Annotated in this window: 17 protein-coding genes; 4 read left to right on the forward strand and 13 right to left on the reverse strand. The window is 45.1% G+C overall.

All coding sequences use genetic code 11. From position 1 onward, the window contains the following. Nucleotides 1-45: 45 nt before the first annotated feature. Nucleotides 46-972 (reverse strand): 1-aminocyclopropane-1-carboxylate deaminase/D-cysteine desulfhydrase, encoded by a 927-nt coding sequence (locus tag S2091_RS06350; protein WP_165794930.1) that lies wholly within the window; start codon nucleotides 970-972, stop codon nucleotides 46-48. Beyond that, entirely contained in the window at nucleotides 959-1,753 is a 795-nt protein-coding gene (locus S2091_RS06355; protein WP_105530957.1) for a 5'-3' exonuclease, read from the reverse strand. Before S2091_RS06355 ends, S2091_RS06350 begins: the two co-directional genes overlap by 14 nt. A 352-nt stretch (nucleotides 1,754-2,105) precedes the next feature. Between S2091_RS06355 and S2091_RS06360 the strand changes: the two genes are divergently transcribed. Continuing rightward, complete coding sequence (locus S2091_RS06360; protein ID WP_105530958.1) at nucleotides 2,106-2,588, forward strand: phage regulatory CII family protein; 483 nt, start codon at nucleotides 2,106-2,108, stop codon at nucleotides 2,586-2,588. 31 nt (nucleotides 2,589-2,619) lie between these two features. Here S2091_RS06360 and S2091_RS06365 read toward each other — a convergent pair whose 3' ends face one another. Next, complete coding sequence (locus S2091_RS06365; protein WP_165794931.1) at nucleotides 2,620-3,495, reverse strand: sulfotransferase; 876 nt, start codon at nucleotides 3,493-3,495, stop codon at nucleotides 2,620-2,622. A gap of 270 nt (nucleotides 3,496-3,765) precedes the next feature. On the opposite strand from S2091_RS06365, the gene S2091_RS06370 reads away from it, so the two are divergent. Beyond that, nucleotides 3,766-4,881, forward strand: a complete 1,116-nt coding sequence (locus tag S2091_RS06370) for an S-(hydroxymethyl)glutathione dehydrogenase/class III alcohol dehydrogenase (protein ID WP_207769649.1) — start codon at nucleotides 3,766-3,768, stop codon at nucleotides 4,879-4,881. Between the two features lie 56 nt (nucleotides 4,882-4,937). On the opposite strand, the gene S2091_RS06375 is transcribed toward S2091_RS06370, so the two are convergent. Then, complete coding sequence (locus S2091_RS06375; protein ID WP_165794932.1) at nucleotides 4,938-5,510, reverse strand: outer membrane beta-barrel protein; 573 nt, start codon at nucleotides 5,508-5,510, stop codon at nucleotides 4,938-4,940. A 421-nt stretch (nucleotides 5,511-5,931) separates the two neighbouring features. Between S2091_RS06375 and S2091_RS06380 the strand changes: the two genes are divergently transcribed. Both S2091_RS06380 and S2091_RS06385 read left to right on the forward strand, forming a co-directional pair. Next, nucleotides 5,932-8,199, forward strand: a complete 2,268-nt coding sequence (locus S2091_RS06380) for a S53 family peptidase (protein WP_105530962.1) — start codon at nucleotides 5,932-5,934, stop codon at nucleotides 8,197-8,199. 129 nt (nucleotides 8,200-8,328) lie between these two features. Continuing rightward, entirely contained in the window at nucleotides 8,329-8,961 is a 633-nt protein-coding gene (locus S2091_RS06385) for a DUF2306 domain-containing protein (RefSeq protein WP_105530963.1), read from the forward strand. 77 nt (nucleotides 8,962-9,038) lie between these two features. Here S2091_RS06385 and dsbD read toward each other — a convergent pair whose 3' ends face one another. The 9 genes from dsbD to secY form a co-directional block, all read right to left on the reverse strand. After that, nucleotides 9,039-10,814 carry a protein-disulfide reductase DsbD gene (gene dsbD / locus S2091_RS06390; protein WP_105530964.1) on the reverse strand — a complete coding sequence of 592 codons (1,776 nt, stop codon included), beginning with the start codon at nucleotides 10,812-10,814 and terminating at the stop codon, nucleotides 9,039-9,041. Between the two features lie 109 nt (nucleotides 10,815-10,923). Further along, nucleotides 10,924-11,319 (reverse strand): 50S ribosomal protein L17, encoded by a 396-nt coding sequence (gene rplQ, locus S2091_RS06395; RefSeq protein WP_105530965.1) that lies wholly within the window; start codon nucleotides 11,317-11,319, stop codon nucleotides 10,924-10,926. Nucleotides 11,320-11,448: 129 nt separating this feature from the next. Continuing rightward, nucleotides 11,449-12,426: a DNA-directed RNA polymerase subunit alpha gene (locus S2091_RS06400; protein ID WP_105530966.1), complete on the reverse strand. Its 978-nt coding sequence runs from the start codon at nucleotides 12,424-12,426 to the stop codon at nucleotides 11,449-11,451. Nucleotides 12,427-12,529: 103 nt separating this feature from the next. Continuing rightward, complete coding sequence (gene rpsD / locus S2091_RS06405; protein ID WP_105530967.1) at nucleotides 12,530-13,153, reverse strand: 30S ribosomal protein S4; 624 nt, start codon at nucleotides 13,151-13,153, stop codon at nucleotides 12,530-12,532. Between the two features lie 262 nt (nucleotides 13,154-13,415). Next, on the reverse strand, nucleotides 13,416-13,820 hold the full coding sequence (gene rpsK / locus S2091_RS06410; protein ID WP_105530968.1) for a 30S ribosomal protein S11: 405 nt from the start codon (nucleotides 13,818-13,820) through the stop codon (nucleotides 13,416-13,418). Nucleotides 13,821-13,883: 63 nt separating this feature from the next. Further along, complete coding sequence (rpsM, locus tag S2091_RS06415) at nucleotides 13,884-14,249, reverse strand: 30S ribosomal protein S13 (RefSeq protein WP_105530969.1); 366 nt, start codon at nucleotides 14,247-14,249, stop codon at nucleotides 13,884-13,886. Nucleotides 14,250-14,277: 28 nt separating this feature from the next. Continuing rightward, nucleotides 14,278-14,391 (reverse strand): 50S ribosomal protein L36, encoded by a 114-nt coding sequence (rpmJ, locus tag S2091_RS06420; RefSeq protein ID WP_012081231.1) that lies wholly within the window; start codon nucleotides 14,389-14,391, stop codon nucleotides 14,278-14,280. Nucleotides 14,392-14,435: 44 nt separating this feature from the next. Next, nucleotides 14,436-14,654: a translation initiation factor IF-1 gene (gene infA, locus S2091_RS06425; RefSeq protein ID WP_005663428.1), complete on the reverse strand. Its 219-nt coding sequence runs from the start codon at nucleotides 14,652-14,654 to the stop codon at nucleotides 14,436-14,438. Nucleotides 14,655-14,675: 21 nt separating this feature from the next. Continuing rightward, nucleotides 14,676-16,007 carry a preprotein translocase subunit SecY gene (secY, locus tag S2091_RS06430; RefSeq protein ID WP_105530970.1) on the reverse strand — a complete coding sequence of 444 codons (1,332 nt, stop codon included), beginning with the start codon at nucleotides 16,005-16,007 and terminating at the stop codon, nucleotides 14,676-14,678. Nucleotides 16,008-16,023 lie beyond the last annotated feature (16 nt).

Here is a 16,023-nt window from a genome sequence, read left to right on the forward strand (position 1 = left end):
CCCATCAGATAGTTAGTACATATCCACCATTTCGCACAATAATTTTCACCTCATTCCACGCGCACCTTGCAGCCCGCCGGTATGCAAAACCACCAACTTTTCATCTGACTGGAAATAGCCTGATTTAATCAATTCACGTAAAGCGTAAAACACTTTTCCGGTATATACCGGCTCAATCGGCACCTGGCTTTGCTCTGTAAAATCATGGCAAAATTGACGCAATTCCGGTGTCACTTTGGCGTAGCCGCCATGATGAAAATCGGTAATTAATTGATAATTTTGATGCGCTGGATAACCCGCTTCCTGTAACAAACGGGCAATTTCTCCATGCAAATAATCTGCATTTTTAAGTACCGCAATCCCCACTACCCGGCTGCGTCCTTGTAAACCGGCGAGCAATCCCGCCAAGGTCGCGGCCGTTCCGCAAGCGACCAGAATGGTATCGGGAATAAATGGTAGTTCAGCTATCAATTCAGCCACGCCATGCAAAGCGGCGGGGTCGCTACCGCCTTCCGGAAACCAAAATTGATCTGAGCCTGACGCGACTATATTTTGCCAATAGTGTGGAATGTCGCGTAACGCGCGATACGTGTCACGTTCAACAAATTGAATCTGCATTCCCTGAGCGCGGCAATCCTCTAACATGGCACTGTTCATCGCTACATTACCGCGCACCAAACCGATACTTTTATAGCCTGATTCAGCCGCGACATACGCGGTAGCGTGCAGATGGTTAGACCAGATTCCACCCATGGTAACCAGCGTCGGAATGCGCCCGGTTTCAGTACAGTGTTTTGCAATGGCGAGTAAGGGATATTTAAGTTTGCGGAATTTATTTCCTGATACAACGGGATGCAATAAATCGTCGCGTTTTATCCACACCGGCATCCCAAACAAGGTGGAATTTCCCAGTAACTGGCATGGTGAAGTAAGCGGACTTTTGCCATTACCACTTAAATCAAAAACGCTCATGCTGACCATCTGTCGGCATCGCCAACATTTTCCAGGTTACGCCTAATTGCACGTCGGATTTAAGCACCACCAACTGACGTGACAGCGCTAATATTTTGGCGTCTTTACGCAGGTTTTCACCCACGGTATTTTTAAGTATGCCCGCGCCCGCCATAATCGCGTCGATGGATCCATACGCCTGCAATAATTTGGCCGCCGTTTTCATGCCGACTTTGGTGACACCCGGAATGCCGTCGGTTGGGTCGCCCATCAAGGCCAGCAGTTGCTCTAATTGTTCTGGCGGCACGCCGAATTTATTTTGCACCCACGCGCTGTCGTGCCATTCATTTTTGAAGTGATCCCAGATCAATGCACCGTGCGCGATCAGCACATGCAGATCTTTATCGGTTGAAACCACAATCGCCTCGCCGCGCCCTTCTGCCAGCCAGCGCAGCACGACTGTGCCGATCACATCGTCCGCTTCTACTTCAGGAATGCACAGCACTTTAATGCCGAATTTTTCCAGTTCCGCATACAACGTCGGCAAGCTCTGGCGCAACGCATCGGGCATCGGCGCACGTTGTTCACGGTATTTGTCATACAGCGCGTGCCGCCAGGTTGTGCCGCCAAAATCAAACGCGGCCACGATGTGACTGGGCGTGTGTTCGTGATGCAGTTTATGGAAAGCGGATAAGGAAAAGCGCAACGCAGTTTCGGCCTTTTCAGGCGAATCAGGTTCGGGATTGGCTTCATAGATGCGCCGCACGATATTGAGGCCATCAATGGCGAGTAGTTTTGCCATATTTTTAAAGTTGCTGTGAAAAGGTAAGTGCGGATGAATTAAAACGCATTATACGCAGCACACCCTTAGCAGCTCTTATTTTCAGTAAAAACACGTGTATTCATATACTCCACCTATTTTTTGAAAAACTAGCGTATTTAACGGATTTCATATTGCTTTAAAAGCAATGTCTTCGCAATACATATTTACCTCAAAGTGATAGTTTGTCCTGATGCAATAAAAACCAAAATAATGGCCCAGTATTCTCAATCTTAATATTGCTTAATTTAATTAACCCACACTCGCAAGTTGTTGCCACTATATAATATTTCACCCAGAATATTTCCAAACAGAATTTTCAACAGGAAACACCATGACTCGCCGCTATTCCGACATGAATCAACACGACGCGCTGTACAAAATTGCCCGCGCTTATCCGGGCGGCATTGATGCACTGGCAGAGAAAATGGACATCTCGGTGAATGTGTTACGCAACAAACTCGCGCCGCATATTGACACCCATTACCCTTCGTTTGAAGAGCTTTCCACCATCGTGGAATTGTGCTCCAAAGCGGGTGTAAAAGATGCACTGATGCCGCTGCATGCGCTATTGAGCCGGCACGGTATGGCAGCATTTATTGTGCCGGAACCTGAACACATTACCGACGACGATTTATCCCAGACGGTGTGCCGGGTAATGAGCCAAGTCGGCGGCGTCGCGGAGGCGGTTTCCAGCGCGTTGCTGGATGGAGTGATCACCGACGCCGAAGCCGATTTAATCGAACGTGAATTTCAAGGTGCACTCACCGCTTTAGGCGAATGGCGAGCGCGGATTCGGGCGCGCGGCGGGCGCTAGGCGAAGACTAACTTAGCACCGCTTTCGCCTATCAAGAAACCGCCAAGTCACGTAACAACATTTCAGTCGCGTTGTATAAACCACCCAGCGGAGTAGGATGCGTGGGTGAATAATTGTAACGATTCTGTTCAAGTTGCGGCAACACGAAGCCTCCGCGGGCACGATCTCGCAAATGGTTGTAGAGACTATCTAACTCTTTTACCCGGTCACGACACCCTGCAGGTATTTCATCAATAGAATGCCGACTGACTCGTTCAGTCTGGTAGTAGCTCATGACATGATTCAGGCCCACATCCAGACTTTGTCCGATTGCATCAAAGCATTCTTTAGATGGCTCTTCATGAAACACCACATGAACATTGGGAAACAACCGCACCATGGTGAGGTAAAGCCGCAATACGGAAAGGTAGCTAATCATTATCGACACATCCGTCATCGGCGTGCCATGATACTCCGCCAACTTCCTCACTGAAAACAGGACATCGATTGGATTACGGAAGCAAAAAATGAACTGCCCAGTAAAAAAATGCGCTGCAAAAAAACCCATTAGCGCATCGCATTGCGCCGACGTTTCCGTTGGATTAAAGATGATTTTTTCACCAACGCAACGATAAAAATGAGAGAAATGAACCCAATAATCTTCCCAAGTACCATCACCATCAAACACCGCGGGGCAATAGGTGCTCTTAGTAGGTTGATTACCATTCAAGTCATGCCACTTATTAAAACGCGCACGAAAATCCGGCTGGCCCTTATCAACATAAAAATTAGCCTCACCAAATAAAAGGATATTTTTTGAATCGTTCAGCGCATTTTGCAACACCGTAGTGCCGGTTCGCGCATGACCTATTACAAACAACCCTTTGTTGCCGAGCTCACGCCAATCCCGACTTGATCGTCCAGTCATTTCCATACTTATCCCTGTCTCCTTTATAGCCACATCCATTTCAATGTTCGTCCCACACCAAACAAAGTAAACAGATAAAACTATCAGATCTTTTTTAGCAAGTTTTCCCTGCAAATAATTTTTAATTACTATACTGTTTCCAGCATTGCGACACCATTGCGCATCGGTAACTTAGTGTTTCTACGTTTATTATTAGTGCAATGCAGCCACTCGACTAAGTTGGCGATACAATAACAGTCCGCATAATTCACCGAGATTACTATGAACTTCATCAAAACTCGCGCAGCAGTCGCCTGGGCAGCCAACCAACCATTGTCGATTGAAGAAGTCGATTTAATGCCGCCGCAAGCAGGTGAGGTACTGGTAAAAATCATCGCCAGCGGCGTTTGTCACACTGACGCGTATACGCTTTCAGGTAAAGACTCCGAAGGAATTTTTCCAGTCATTTTGGGGCATGAAGGCGCAGGGATTGTGATGGCGCTGGGCAGCGGTGTAACGTCCGTCGCGATCGGCGATCATGTAATTCCGCTCTACACACCGGAATGCGGCGAATGTAAATTCTGCAAATCAGGTAAAACCAATTTATGCCAAAAAATTCGCGAAACCCAAGGTCGCGGTGTCATGCCCGACGGCACCACACGGTTTTATAAAGACGGTAAACCCATCTACCATTACATGGGTACTTCGACCTTTTCCGAATACACCGTTTTACCTGAAATTTCGCTCGCCAAAATCAATAAAGAAGCACCGTTAGAAGAGGTTTGTTTGCTGGGCTGCGGCGTCACTACCGGCATGGGCGCGGTCATGAACACGGCCAAAGTCAAAGCCGGCGATACGGTGGCAATTTTCGGTTTAGGCGGCATCGGTTTATCCGCCATAATTGGTGCCCGCATGGCCGGCGCCTCACGCATTATCGGCATCGATATCAACACCAGTAAATTCGCACTAGCCAAACAATTGGGCGCGACAGATTTAATTAATCCGGCCGAACTAGATCAACCAATTCATCAAGCTATTATTGCCATGACGGACGGTGGTGTCGACTTTTCATTTGAATGCATCGGCAATGTGAATGTCATGCGCCAAGCTTTGGAATGCTGTCATAAAGGCTGGGGTGAATCGATCATTATTGGCGTAGCGGAAGCCGGTGCAGAAATTACAACCAGACCATTTCAATTAGTCACTGGTCGAGTGTGGCGCGGCTCTGCTTTTGGCGGCGTGCGCGGTCGTTCTGAATTACCCAGCTATGTTGATCGATATATGAAGGGCGAGTTTGCCTTATCGGATTTCATCACGCATACCATGCCGCTTGAGGAAATTAATACTGCGTTTGACTTGATGCATGAAGGCAAATCAATCCGTAGCGTGATTCACTTTGCAAAATAAAGTGTAGCAGCTAAGGCCGAAAAATCCCTTTTTAGGGATTTTTCTACGTAATCAATTTAGAACGATACTTGAGCACCGATATTTAAACTAACAACACCGCCAGAAGTAGTCGTACCTGGCACAGTTACTTTAACCGAGCGTGAATCTATGTCGGCAACCAACTTAAAACTTTCGTTAACGGCGTAAGTTACACCAAATCCAACCACTGGCTCTGTCGTTCTGGTGGTAATTGAATTAGTGAATGTGCCTTCGCTTGCAATGACTTCACCTTTGGTCGAACCAAAACCTAACTTGGCGAACATACCCCAATCACTGCTACCGAAATTGGTTCTGTACACACCCGCGATATCAGCACCAGTCCCTTTAATTTCACCATTAATTTCGCCAACGTTAGCAGTGATTTTGCCTACAGAAAAATACGTCGCCTCAACACCCCAGTGGCTATTAATATTGTAGCCGCCGAGCATTTTATAACCACTGTCATTGGTAGAGCAATTCGTCGTACCCGAGCAATTTGTATTCCAAAAAGACTCTCCCACCGTACCACCAACATACACCTGAGCTTGCGCACTCGCGCCCAACATCAAACCAGCTACCGCTAGAACTGTTGCAATAATATTTCTTTTCATTTTATTCTCAAAAATAGATACGTTGGAATTCCTGGCAAGATTTGCCATCGGTCACGATAATAATGTATCCAAAAAGAAATTGAAACGAAACAGTTTCTTACAAACCACACAATTAAAGAATGCCCTATTTAGGGCATAGACAAAAAGAAACTAACTCTATACGCTCTCAAAGTTTCACATTGGCAACAAATTGTTACATTGCCGTATTTGCATATCAAATACGGTGCGAAAAACAACTTTACGCCAATTGAATCACTCTATTTATTAATAGATAAATAATAAAATTACTCTCAATATTTCGGAGAATAACCAAGAGGAGGCTTGTTCTTGTTTTGCATAAACGAAAACTCAATTTTGTTTATGTGCAAACTTGACGGGCTGTAGGAGCTACTTTTTAGTGTACTGCTAACAATCATATAAGATGAAAGAACAATTTCGGATGTTAAAAATCAATTTCGAAACAATGACACCAACTAAGTGGTTGATTGTTTTAGCTTCAGTAGTAACCCTCAGCGCTTGTGGCGGCCACAGCAGTAGCGGAGGAATCAACGTTGCCAATGCCGTTTTAAGCAAAAACCAACAGATTTTTGAAAGCCTGGAGTTTTCAGGCGGCACGTATTCCGTCGACTGGAGCTTCCCCTACGGCGGAGGTAATTTAGTCAATGGGGCAAACTACATTGCCTCTAACTCCACCGGCGGTTTAAGTAAGTCGCCAGCCATTGAGGGTGCGCAAACTCAACTCCCAGTCGTTACTTCTTTAGACGTTAACTTACAAGCTCCTACTTTCGGCCCTGCCGTGTATCTAAACGGTGGGCAAGTAATAACCCGCAGTGCAACGGCGCAGCGCAAAGTTAGTTATGTAGGTAGCAATATTCAAGTCGATTACATCGCAGATGATGGCGTCACCGTAGCGCAGAGTACTCAATTTAGTAATTTTAGCTCCGTCCCATTGACCGGATTTATGGGCAGCACTGCCAATGAATTCCAAGCTAGCGTACCTATCAACAATTGGATTTCAGCAAATAATTTTTCCGCAAATGCCAAATGGCAACCCGGTTCGGTCTATACCAAGCGTCAAGGAACCAGCGTTGGGGACACCTACTACGTACAGAATTGCCAAAACTTTTCGAATGTCGTCGTGACCACGGCAACTACGTCCACAGTGGTATGCCAAGCTGGTGGCACAATTGCACAGATCTTCCCGATTGTGCAATTCGATGAAGGTTCTGGGCACCCCACCGAGGAAGAAGCATACAGTGATGGCACAATGACGACTGTGCAAGGCTTACCGATGTGGATTGCTAATAATCCTATTCCGACCACGTTGCTATATCGCACTTACTTCCAATTGGACGGCAATATTTATATGGGGTATATGCATAAAAGTGGCGTCGCTTATCACTACGACATGAACGATGGCACCACCACTGATTACTTGATCTCCATGAATCAGGCGGCGGTTAATAGTATTCAACAGGGCATCATTACCGGCGCCAGCGTAACAGGTTCACAAAGTGGGAATACCAATTCGGTCAGTTCAATCGATTTATTTGGCCTTGGTGCACATGGAATTAACGGTGCTTTAGCACCAGTAGATTTACTGTCACATTACAATGTTCCAGCCAATTTAAATGGCGCAGGTCAAACAATTGTCATTATTGATGCGCCAGGTAGCGCCAATGTGCTGGACGATTTAAATACTTACAGCCAATTTTTTAATCTGCCACAGTGCAACAGCGCCAACCCTTGCTTTCAACAAATAGATCTTTCAAATGGGGCTGCGGTCGACCCTAACAATGATTGGGGTATCGAAGTAGAGTTAGATACGCAGATGGTTCATGCTATTGCGCCACAAGCTAAAATTATTTTAATTACAGCAAACAGTAGTTCATCAACGGATCTGTCAGCCGCTATCACCTATGCTGCTAGCTTGCCTAATGTAACCGCGGTGACGATGAGTTTTGGCGGCTCCGATAACCCTCCAATTGTTTCTGCTACTCAAATAGAACCAGCGGAATATCTAGCGGAAGACACCGCTTTTGCGACAGCACAAGCCAACTTGGGTATGATCTTTTTTGCTAGCAGTGGTGACTCAGGGAATTATTTTTATACCACTCCCGGTGGATTTGCCTACCCAGCATCCTCTCCATATGTCACGGCAGTAGGCGGCACCCAAATTAATTCATTAAATTGGGGCTTGGGTAGTCAAAGTGAAATCGGCTGGCAATTTTCAGGCGGCGGCACGTCGACAGGCTTCGCCTTACCAAATTGGCAAGCAAGCTATCCCGCCATTGCAAGTAATAACGCTTATCGCGCCGTACCGGATGTGTCAGCAGTGGCGGATGGTCAACACAGTGCGCTATCGATTTATTACAAACAGCAATGGGTGATGGTCGGCGGAACAAGTGCCAGCTCACCAATTTGGGCAGGTTTTAGCGCCTTATTCGGTCAATATTTAGGTAACAAAGGACAATCTTTGTCCACGTTAATTAAAAACACCAGCGGTGGCTTTAATGGATTACTTTATCAATCCAGAATCACCCAAGGCAGTAACCCAGGGTTAACTAATATCACCGCTGGCTCGAATGGTTTTGACCTCGGCTGCAGTGTATGTAGTGCTGGCGTGGGTTATAACGATGTAACCGGCTTAGGTGTGCCAAACATGACTAATTTCCTGGCTAACTTCTAAGACCAATGCTTCAACCACGCTTAACTTATTCAAGTTGGGTTAAGCGTGGTTTTGTTAATTAACATCGATGTAATTCTTCATTGCGATAAACCTGATGCGACCTCGGATTACTACCTAACTAAGGAGAGAATGATGAAGTTAATGTTAAGAAAATCGCTTTGGAGTTTAATGCTGCTCCTGGCTGTCGGTGTTGCGGCTTATACCATCCATTTGCTTTTTTGGAGCACGCACGTTCCACCCTTCTTGCGAGAAAGACTCGCCAGCCATGCTCCCTCGCTTTATTTTCATCTTCTAGGTGGCAGTGCAGCTATCGTACTCGGCGCACTTCAGATGAATATGCGGTTACGCAAAAAGTTCACCGCATTTCATCGCTGGACTGGTCGCGTGTATTTATTGGCAGTGTTAATGTCTGGTACCGCAGGGTTGGAAATGTCCGTCGTAGCAACAGGTGGTTGGGTAGCTAAATCAGGTTTCGCCACGATGGCTTTGCTTTGGTTAGCAACCGGATTGCTTGCTTACCTGGCCATTCGCAAGGGTGATATAGCAGCGCATCGCAATTGGATGATGCGTAATTACTCACTAACTTTGGCGGCGATTACGTTAAGAGTTTATCTTGGCATTACATTTGGTTTGTTGCAGATGGATTTTATGCAGGTATATCCCATAATTAGCTGGGCTTGCTGGGTCCCTAATCTGTTATTTGCCCAGTGGTTTTTTGTGAATCCGATACCAAGATCTTCAATTAGCAACGCTGTTTCGTAAGTTTGAAAACACCTTGTCACCCAATAAAAAAAGCACCTAGTGCTTTTTTATTGGGTGAACTAGTCGCATCTACTTCATTAAGGAGTCGCTTTCACAACTACAAAATTAGCCAACGAAGTCACGAACTTTTCAGCCTTTTCAAAACCAATCACACGGCCGCTTTCATTTGAATCCAAATCAAAGAAAATCATTCCTGGTGGGCCAAATAAATTAAAACGTTTTAACAGTGCTTTAACGTCCTCATTGTTGGCAGTAACATCTACCTGTAACAACACCATCGTGGCAAACTTGGCTTGTATCCGCTGATCGGTAAAAGTGAATTTCTCCATCTCTTTACAAGAAACACACCAATCCGCGTAAAAATCCAGCATCACTGGTTTTCCTTGAACCTTGGCCGCCTGTAATGCGTGCTCCAGTTCAGCCAACGATTTGACCCGTGCAAACTGAATATGCGCTCCGGACTGATTGTAAAAATGAGAAAGCGGCGCAAAGACATCGCGCCCACCGGATGCTGCGCCGATCAATTCCATACCACCTAGCACGCACAACGCTAGGGCCACCGCTTTGCCAAGGACGGCGCGATGACGCAACAAAAACACGCCATAGCCTATAAGCAGGGTAGCCCATCCCAGCATCTGCAACCAGACAGGCAACACCGGCGAAACCAGCCATAGCGCCATTGCCAACATCAGCACGCCAAACAACTGCTTAACAGCCTCCATCCAACGACCGGCCCGTGGTAATAATGAGCCTGCCGACAAGCCAACCAAGATCAATGGCACGCTCATTCCCATTGCCATTGAAAATAAAGCCGCACCACCAATCAGCACATTCCGCGTTTGACTGATATATAACAAAGCACTGGCCAATGGCGCAGCTACACACGGACCGATAATCAACGCAGAAATGGCACCCATTACGAAAACGCCAATTAATTTTCCGGCACGCTGTTGATCAGATACTTGTGATAATTTGCTTTGTAAAAAGGCCGGCACTTGTAAGTGATATACGTTAAACATCGACAGTGACAAGCCCACCAATAACAGCCCAAACGCACCTAGCACCCACGGATTTTGCAAAGCCGCGGCCAATCCTTCACCTAACAATCCTGCAGCGACACCTAATGCGGTATACACGATCGCCATGCCAAACGAATAACTGAGGGATAAAATCAGCCCACGCTGCCGTCCTACGGAAGCGCCTTCGCCAACAATAATCGATGAAAGGATAGGCACCATGGGCAATACACACGGAGTGAATGCCAACCCTAAGCCCAATAATAAAAACAGCGGCATGATTATTATTAATCTGCCGCTTTGTAAGGAGTTGCGAAGTTTGTTTGAATCATCGCCACCAGCTGTGGGTGGCGCAGTTGACTCGAACTTGAATTTGGCTGTATCAAACGTTTGTTTTGATTCGAGCGGTGCGTAGCACAAACCTTGTTCTGAGCATCCTTGACCATGTGAAATCAAGGTGAATTTAGGCTGTGCTGTATCAACTGAGAGTATTGGGATTTGAACAGTGATCGAGTGAGTAAAGGTTTCAACATTTTTTTGAAATGTCTCGTCAAATTTAACATGCCCTTTGGGAAAAATTGGCTCACCTAGCGTTGCGCCAATCGCCACAAATTTATAACGTTCACGGTACATGTAGTAACCGTCAGCGATCAGATAAGTGACTTCAATTCTATCTGGCGCAATTTGCTTACTGCTAAATTGAAATGCTTGTTCTGGCTCTAAAAAATCAGTGTCAGCAATTGCGTTGGTTAATCCACATAAGAATAATAAACTAACGATCAACTGATTTAAAACAGCAAAAATTTTGGATGAGGTAGTACGTGGCAAAGGTGACATGTAAGTTAAACCTTGAAATATAAAGACAACGCGTAAGACGATAGTATAGCGGAATCCAATAGACCAAAAAAAAGCCAGGAAATTCCTGGCTTTTCTTATTCAGCGGAAATTATTCTGCTGTAACTACGTCTTCTGAATCGGTGATTTCTGGACGATCCATCAATTCAACGTAAGCCATCGGTGCGTTGTCGCCAACACGGAAGCCCATTTTCAAAATACGCAGGTAGCCGCCGTTACGATTTGCGTAACGTGGGCCTAATTCAGCAAACAATTTCAAAACCATTTCGCGGTCACGTAAACGTGAGAAAGCCAAACGTTTGTTTGCCAATGTGTCTGTTTTACCCATAGTCAACAACGGCTCGATAACACGGCGCAGTTCTTTAGCTTTTGGCAAAGTGGTTTTAATCGCTTCATGACGCAGTAAAGATACTGTCATGTTGCGTAACATCGCTAAACGATGTGAGGAGGTACGATTCAGCTTACGTAAGCCGTGACGATGACGCATGATATTTCCTTATAAAATTTTTAAACTAGTCCAGCTCTTCTATCACTAAATCAACTTTAGTGCGGGCCGGTACCGCTCACTACAAAACAAAAAATGAGGAAGAGTAAAATCTTCCTCATTCCCTACAAATTACTTCTCTAAACCAGCAGGTGGCCAGTTTTCTAATTTCATACCTAATGACAAACCGCGCGAAGCCAAAACTTCTTTGATTTCGTTCAATGATTTGCGACCCAAATTAGGAGTCTTGAGCAATTCATTTTCAGTACGCTGGATCAAGTCACCAATGTAGTAAATGTTTTCTGCTTTCAGGCAATTAGCTGAACGTACTGTCAATTCCAGGTCATCGACCGGACGCAACAGAATAGGATCAACCATCGGCGCACGTGAAGGAGCTTCTGCAGCGGCTTCAGTACCTTCCAATGCTGCAAATACGTTCAATTGATCAACCAAAACACGTGCTGATTGACGAATCGCTTCTTCTGGAGTGATCACGCCATTGGTTTCAATGTTGATGATCAATTTATCCAAGTCAGTACGTTGTTCTACACGAGCTGATTCAACTGAGTAGGAAACACGACGAACTGGTGAGAATGACGCATCTAAAATAATACGACCGATAGTGCGGTTAGCATCTTCTGATAAACGACGAACGTTACCCGGTACATAACCACGGCCTTTTTCTACCTTGATCTGCATGTCCAGCTTACCGCCGGCAGTCAGATTTGCAATCACGTGATCTGGGTTAATCAGTTCTACGTCATGCGGCAGATCGATGTCAGAAGCCAATACCGCGCCTTCGCCATCTTTTTTCAATGTCAGGGTGACTTCGTCACGATTATGCAACTTGAAAACAATACCCTTCAAGTTCAACAAAATATCTACAACGTCTTCTTGTACACCATCTAATGTGGAGTACTCATGAACCACGCCAGCAATCGTCACTTCAGTTGGAGCATAACCAACCATCGATGACAACAATACACGGCGTAACGCATTACCTAATGTGTGGCCATAGCCACGCTCAAACGGCTCCATCACGACTTTAGCGTGACCGGCTGCAAGCATTTCTACATCGATAATACGTGGTTTTAACAAACTGTTTTGCATGAAATGTCCTTTTCAATACCCTCGGCTCATTACACCGATAAGGCTGATGGCATGTCGAAAAAAGCCCTTTGAAAATTCAAAGGGCCACAAACTACTACTTTAATTAACGTGAATACAATTCAACGATTAGCGATTCATTTACATCAGCAGCGATGTCGCTACGATCTGGAGCGGACTTGAAAGTACCTTCCATTTTCTTAGCGTCAACAGAAACCCATGAAGGCATGCCGATTTGTTCAGCTAAAGACAAAGCTTCAGCGATACGAACTTGCTTTTTCGATTTTTCACGAACAGCAACAACGTCACCAGCTTTAACTTGGTATGAAGCAATGTTCACAACGATTGAGTTAACTGTGAATGCTTTATGGCTCACCAATTGGCGCGCTTCTGCGCGTGTTGAACCAAAACCCATACGATAACAAACGTTATCCAGACGGCATTCCAACAATTTCAACAATGTTTCACCAGTGTTGCCTTTACGACGATCCGCTTCAGCGAAATAACGACGGAACTGACGTTCCAATACGCCGTACATGCGCTTAACTTTTTGCTTTTCACGCAATTGATTACCGAAGTCTGAAGTACGTGCGCCTGATTTAGCACCGTGTTGACCTGGTTTTACATCTAATTTGCATTTTGAATCTAAAGAGCGACGTGCGCTTTTCAGGAAAAGGTCAGTGCCTTCGCGGCGTGACAATTTTGCTTTTGGTCCAATATAACGTGCCACAATATTTCCTTTAAAAATGACGCTGTACAGACAATTCTGCAGCGCTAGTCTGGACTACCTACATCCAAACGGTGGGCTTAACAACAAAACCCGCTAAAAACGAAGCGGGTCGTATTCTAACTTTATTCAAGCTAGAAAGATACTACTGTGCGAGTTGAATCAGTCAGAACTGTGAAAAAGTTAGATGCTATGTTTGGTAAGTTTATAAAACTACCAAATCAACTCTAACTTTGCAAATCACAAGACCAACAACTCCAGCGTATTAGATACGACGACGCTTTGGAGGACGGCAACCATTGTGTGGAACTGGAGTAACGTCTTGAATCAAAGAAATTTTGATACCAAGGTTATTCAGAGCGCGCACTGAAGATTCACGGCCAGGACCAGGTCCCTTGATGCGAACTTCCAAGTTTTTAACGCCACATTCAACTGCCACTTTACCGGCGGCTTCTGCTGCTACCTGAGCTGCAAACGGAGTCGATTTACGTGAACCTTTAAAACCAGCACCACCAGCAGTTGCCCAGGAAAGTGCATTTCCTTGACGATCTGTGATCGTGATGATTGTGTTGTTAAAGGATGCATGTACGTGTGCAATACCTTCAGCAACATTTTTCTTAACTTTTTTACGAGCGCGCGCGGCGGCTGCGTTATTTGGTGCTTTTGCCATAATTGATTCCTTGAACCCGTTAGCTTAGTTAAGCCACAAAGTGACTAACTAAACTAACACGGATTATTTTTTCAACGATTGAGCTGCTTTACGTGGGCCCTTACGGGTACGCGCATTAGTACGTGTGCGTTGTCCACGGCAAGGCAAGCCTTTGCGATGACGCATTCCACGGTAACAACCCAGATCCATCAATCGCTTGATGCTCATGGAGACTTCACGACGAAGATCACCTTCAACGATGAATTTTGCAATCTCATCGCGCAGCTTCTCTAATTCGTTATCGTCCAGATCTTTGACCTTTTTATTGGTCAATACACCCGTTGCTGCACAGATTTTTTCTGAGCGTGGACGTCCAATACCATAGATAGCTGTTAAGCCGATTACGGTATGCTGATGATTTGGGATATTAACCCCTGCGATACGTGCCATTCGTTATTCCTCGATCAATAACGTTAAATTAACCTTGACGCTGTTTATGACGCGGTTCAATGCATATAACACGAACCACACCTTTGCGCTTGATGATCTTGCAATTGCGGCATATCCGCTTAACTGATGCGAGAACTTTCATTTTGTTGCCCTCTTTGCTAATACTACTTGGTTTTACTAATAAAGTTACTTGGTACGGAACACGATACGCGCCCGGCTTAAATCATAAGGTGTCAATTCAACCGTCACCTTGTCGCCTGGAAGAATACGAATATAGTTCATCCGCATTTTCCCAGAAATATGGCCTAGCACAACATGCCCATTCTCAAGCTTTACTCTAAATGTTGCATTTGGTAGATTCTCAAGAATCTCGCCTTGCATCTGAATTACGTCGTCTTTTGCCATTCTTGTCTATATTCCCTCACGTTACCGTGAAGAAATTCCGCCCTTGAAGTTTGCTTTACGAAGTAATGAATCATATTGCTGAGACATGACATAGTTTTGAACTTGCGCCATGAAATCCATTGTTACAACTACGATAATCAACAGAGATGTACCACCAAAAGAGAATGGTACTTTCCATTTCGCAACTAAAAACTCAGGTAGCAAACAAACTAGCGTGATATAAACAGCACCTGCCAAAGTCAAACGCATTAATATCTTATCGATATAGCGCGCTGTCTGATCCCCTGGTCTGATTCCTGGCACAAACGCACCACTCTTCTTCAGGTTATCGGCTGTTTCTTTGCTATTAAATACCAATGCAGTATAAAAGAAGCAGAAAAATACGATAGCTACTGCATACAACAACGCATGAATCGGTTCACCAGGCCCCATCGACAATGCTAAATCCTTTAAGAATCGCATAAACGGTGAGTTATCTCCAGTTGAAACAAACCAACCAGTAATAGTAGCCGGAAACAGGATAATAGAGGAAGCAAAAATTGGAGGAATTACGCCTGCCATGTTTAGCTTCAACGGCAAATGACTACTTTGCCCACCATAAATCTTGTTACCTACCTGACGCTTAGCATAGTTTACGAGTATTTTGCGCTGACCGCGTTCAATGAACACAACCAGATAAGTTACGCCTGCAGCAATAAGACAAATCAACATTGCTGAGAATGGATTCATTGAACCCGTACGAACCAACTCAAATAAACCAGCGACAGCATTAGGCAAACCAGAAGCAATACCGGCGAAGATAATAATAGAAATACCATTACCTAAACCACGTTCAGTAATCTGTTCACCTAACCACATCAAAAACATTGTTCCAGTTACCAAAGTAACTGCTGTCGTTAAACGAAACGCCATTCCTGGATCAATAACCAGGTTTGCCTGGTGCTCTAACGCTACTGCAATACCAAAGGCTTGAAATGCAGCCAAAAATAAAGTTCCATAACGTGTATATTGGGTAATTTTTCTACGACCAGATTCGCCTTCTTTTTTAAGCGCTTCCAATTGCGGAGAAACTATCGACATCAATTGCATAATAATTGACGCCGAAATATACGGCATGATACCCAGTGCAAGTACAGAGAAGCGCGATAAAGCACCTCCTGAAAACATATTAAACATACCCAGAATACCACCTGAGTTCTGATTAAACAGTTGCGTTAATTGCGCTGGGTCTATGCCTGGCACTGGAATATGTGTACCTATCCGATACACCACCAATGCTGACAATAAAAACCACAGTCTTCCCCAAGGAAAACCGCTGGCAGCGCCTTTAGCTAGCTGAGGAGTTGTCGCCAATTATTGCTCCAGTATG

Source organism: Solimicrobium silvestre (assembly GCF_002976435.1).
Taxonomy (GTDB): Bacteria; Pseudomonadota; Gammaproteobacteria; order Burkholderiales; family Burkholderiaceae_D; genus Solimicrobium; species Solimicrobium silvestre.

Excerpts from the sequence above, each read along its gene's own strand:
- S2091_RS06380 (WP_105530962.1), top strand. The coding sequence starts at position 5,932 with ATGAAAGAACAATTTCGGATGTTAAAAATCAATTTCGAAACAATGACA.
- S2091_RS06350 (WP_165794930.1), bottom strand. The coding sequence starts at position 972 with ATGAGCGTTTTTGATTTAAGTGGTAATGGCAAAAGTCCGCTTACTTCA.
- rplQ (WP_105530965.1), bottom strand. The coding sequence starts at position 11,319 with ATGCGTCATCGTCACGGCTTACGTAAGCTGAATCGTACCTCCTCACAT.
- S2091_RS06400 (WP_105530966.1), bottom strand. The coding sequence starts at position 12,426 with ATGCAAAACAGTTTGTTAAAACCACGTATTATCGATGTAGAAATGCTT.
- S2091_RS06355 (WP_105530957.1), bottom strand. The coding sequence starts at position 1,753 with ATGGCAAAACTACTCGCCATTGATGGCCTCAATATCGTGCGGCGCATC.
- S2091_RS06365 (WP_165794931.1), bottom strand. The coding sequence starts at position 3,495 with ATGACTGGACGATCAAGTCGGGATTGGCGTGAGCTCGGCAACAAAGGG.
- rpsK (WP_105530968.1), bottom strand. The coding sequence starts at position 13,820 with ATGGCAAAAGCACCAAATAACGCAGCCGCCGCGCGCGCTCGTAAAAAA.
- S2091_RS06360 (WP_105530958.1), top strand. The coding sequence starts at position 2,106 with ATGACTCGCCGCTATTCCGACATGAATCAACACGACGCGCTGTACAAA.
- rpsM (WP_105530969.1), bottom strand. The coding sequence starts at position 14,249 with ATGGCACGTATCGCAGGGGTTAATATCCCAAATCATCAGCATACCGTA.
- S2091_RS06375 (WP_165794932.1), bottom strand. The coding sequence starts at position 5,510 with ATGAAAAGAAATATTATTGCAACAGTTCTAGCGGTAGCTGGTTTGATG.
- dsbD (WP_105530964.1), bottom strand. The coding sequence starts at position 10,814 with ATGTCACCTTTGCCACGTACTACCTCATCCAAAATTTTTGCTGTTTTA.
- S2091_RS06385 (WP_105530963.1), top strand. The coding sequence starts at position 8,329 with ATGATGAAGTTAATGTTAAGAAAATCGCTTTGGAGTTTAATGCTGCTC.
- infA (WP_005663428.1), bottom strand. The coding sequence starts at position 14,654 with ATGGCAAAAGACGACGTAATTCAGATGCAAGGCGAGATTCTTGAGAAT.
- rpmJ (WP_012081231.1), bottom strand. The coding sequence starts at position 14,391 with ATGAAAGTTCTCGCATCAGTTAAGCGGATATGCCGCAATTGCAAGATC.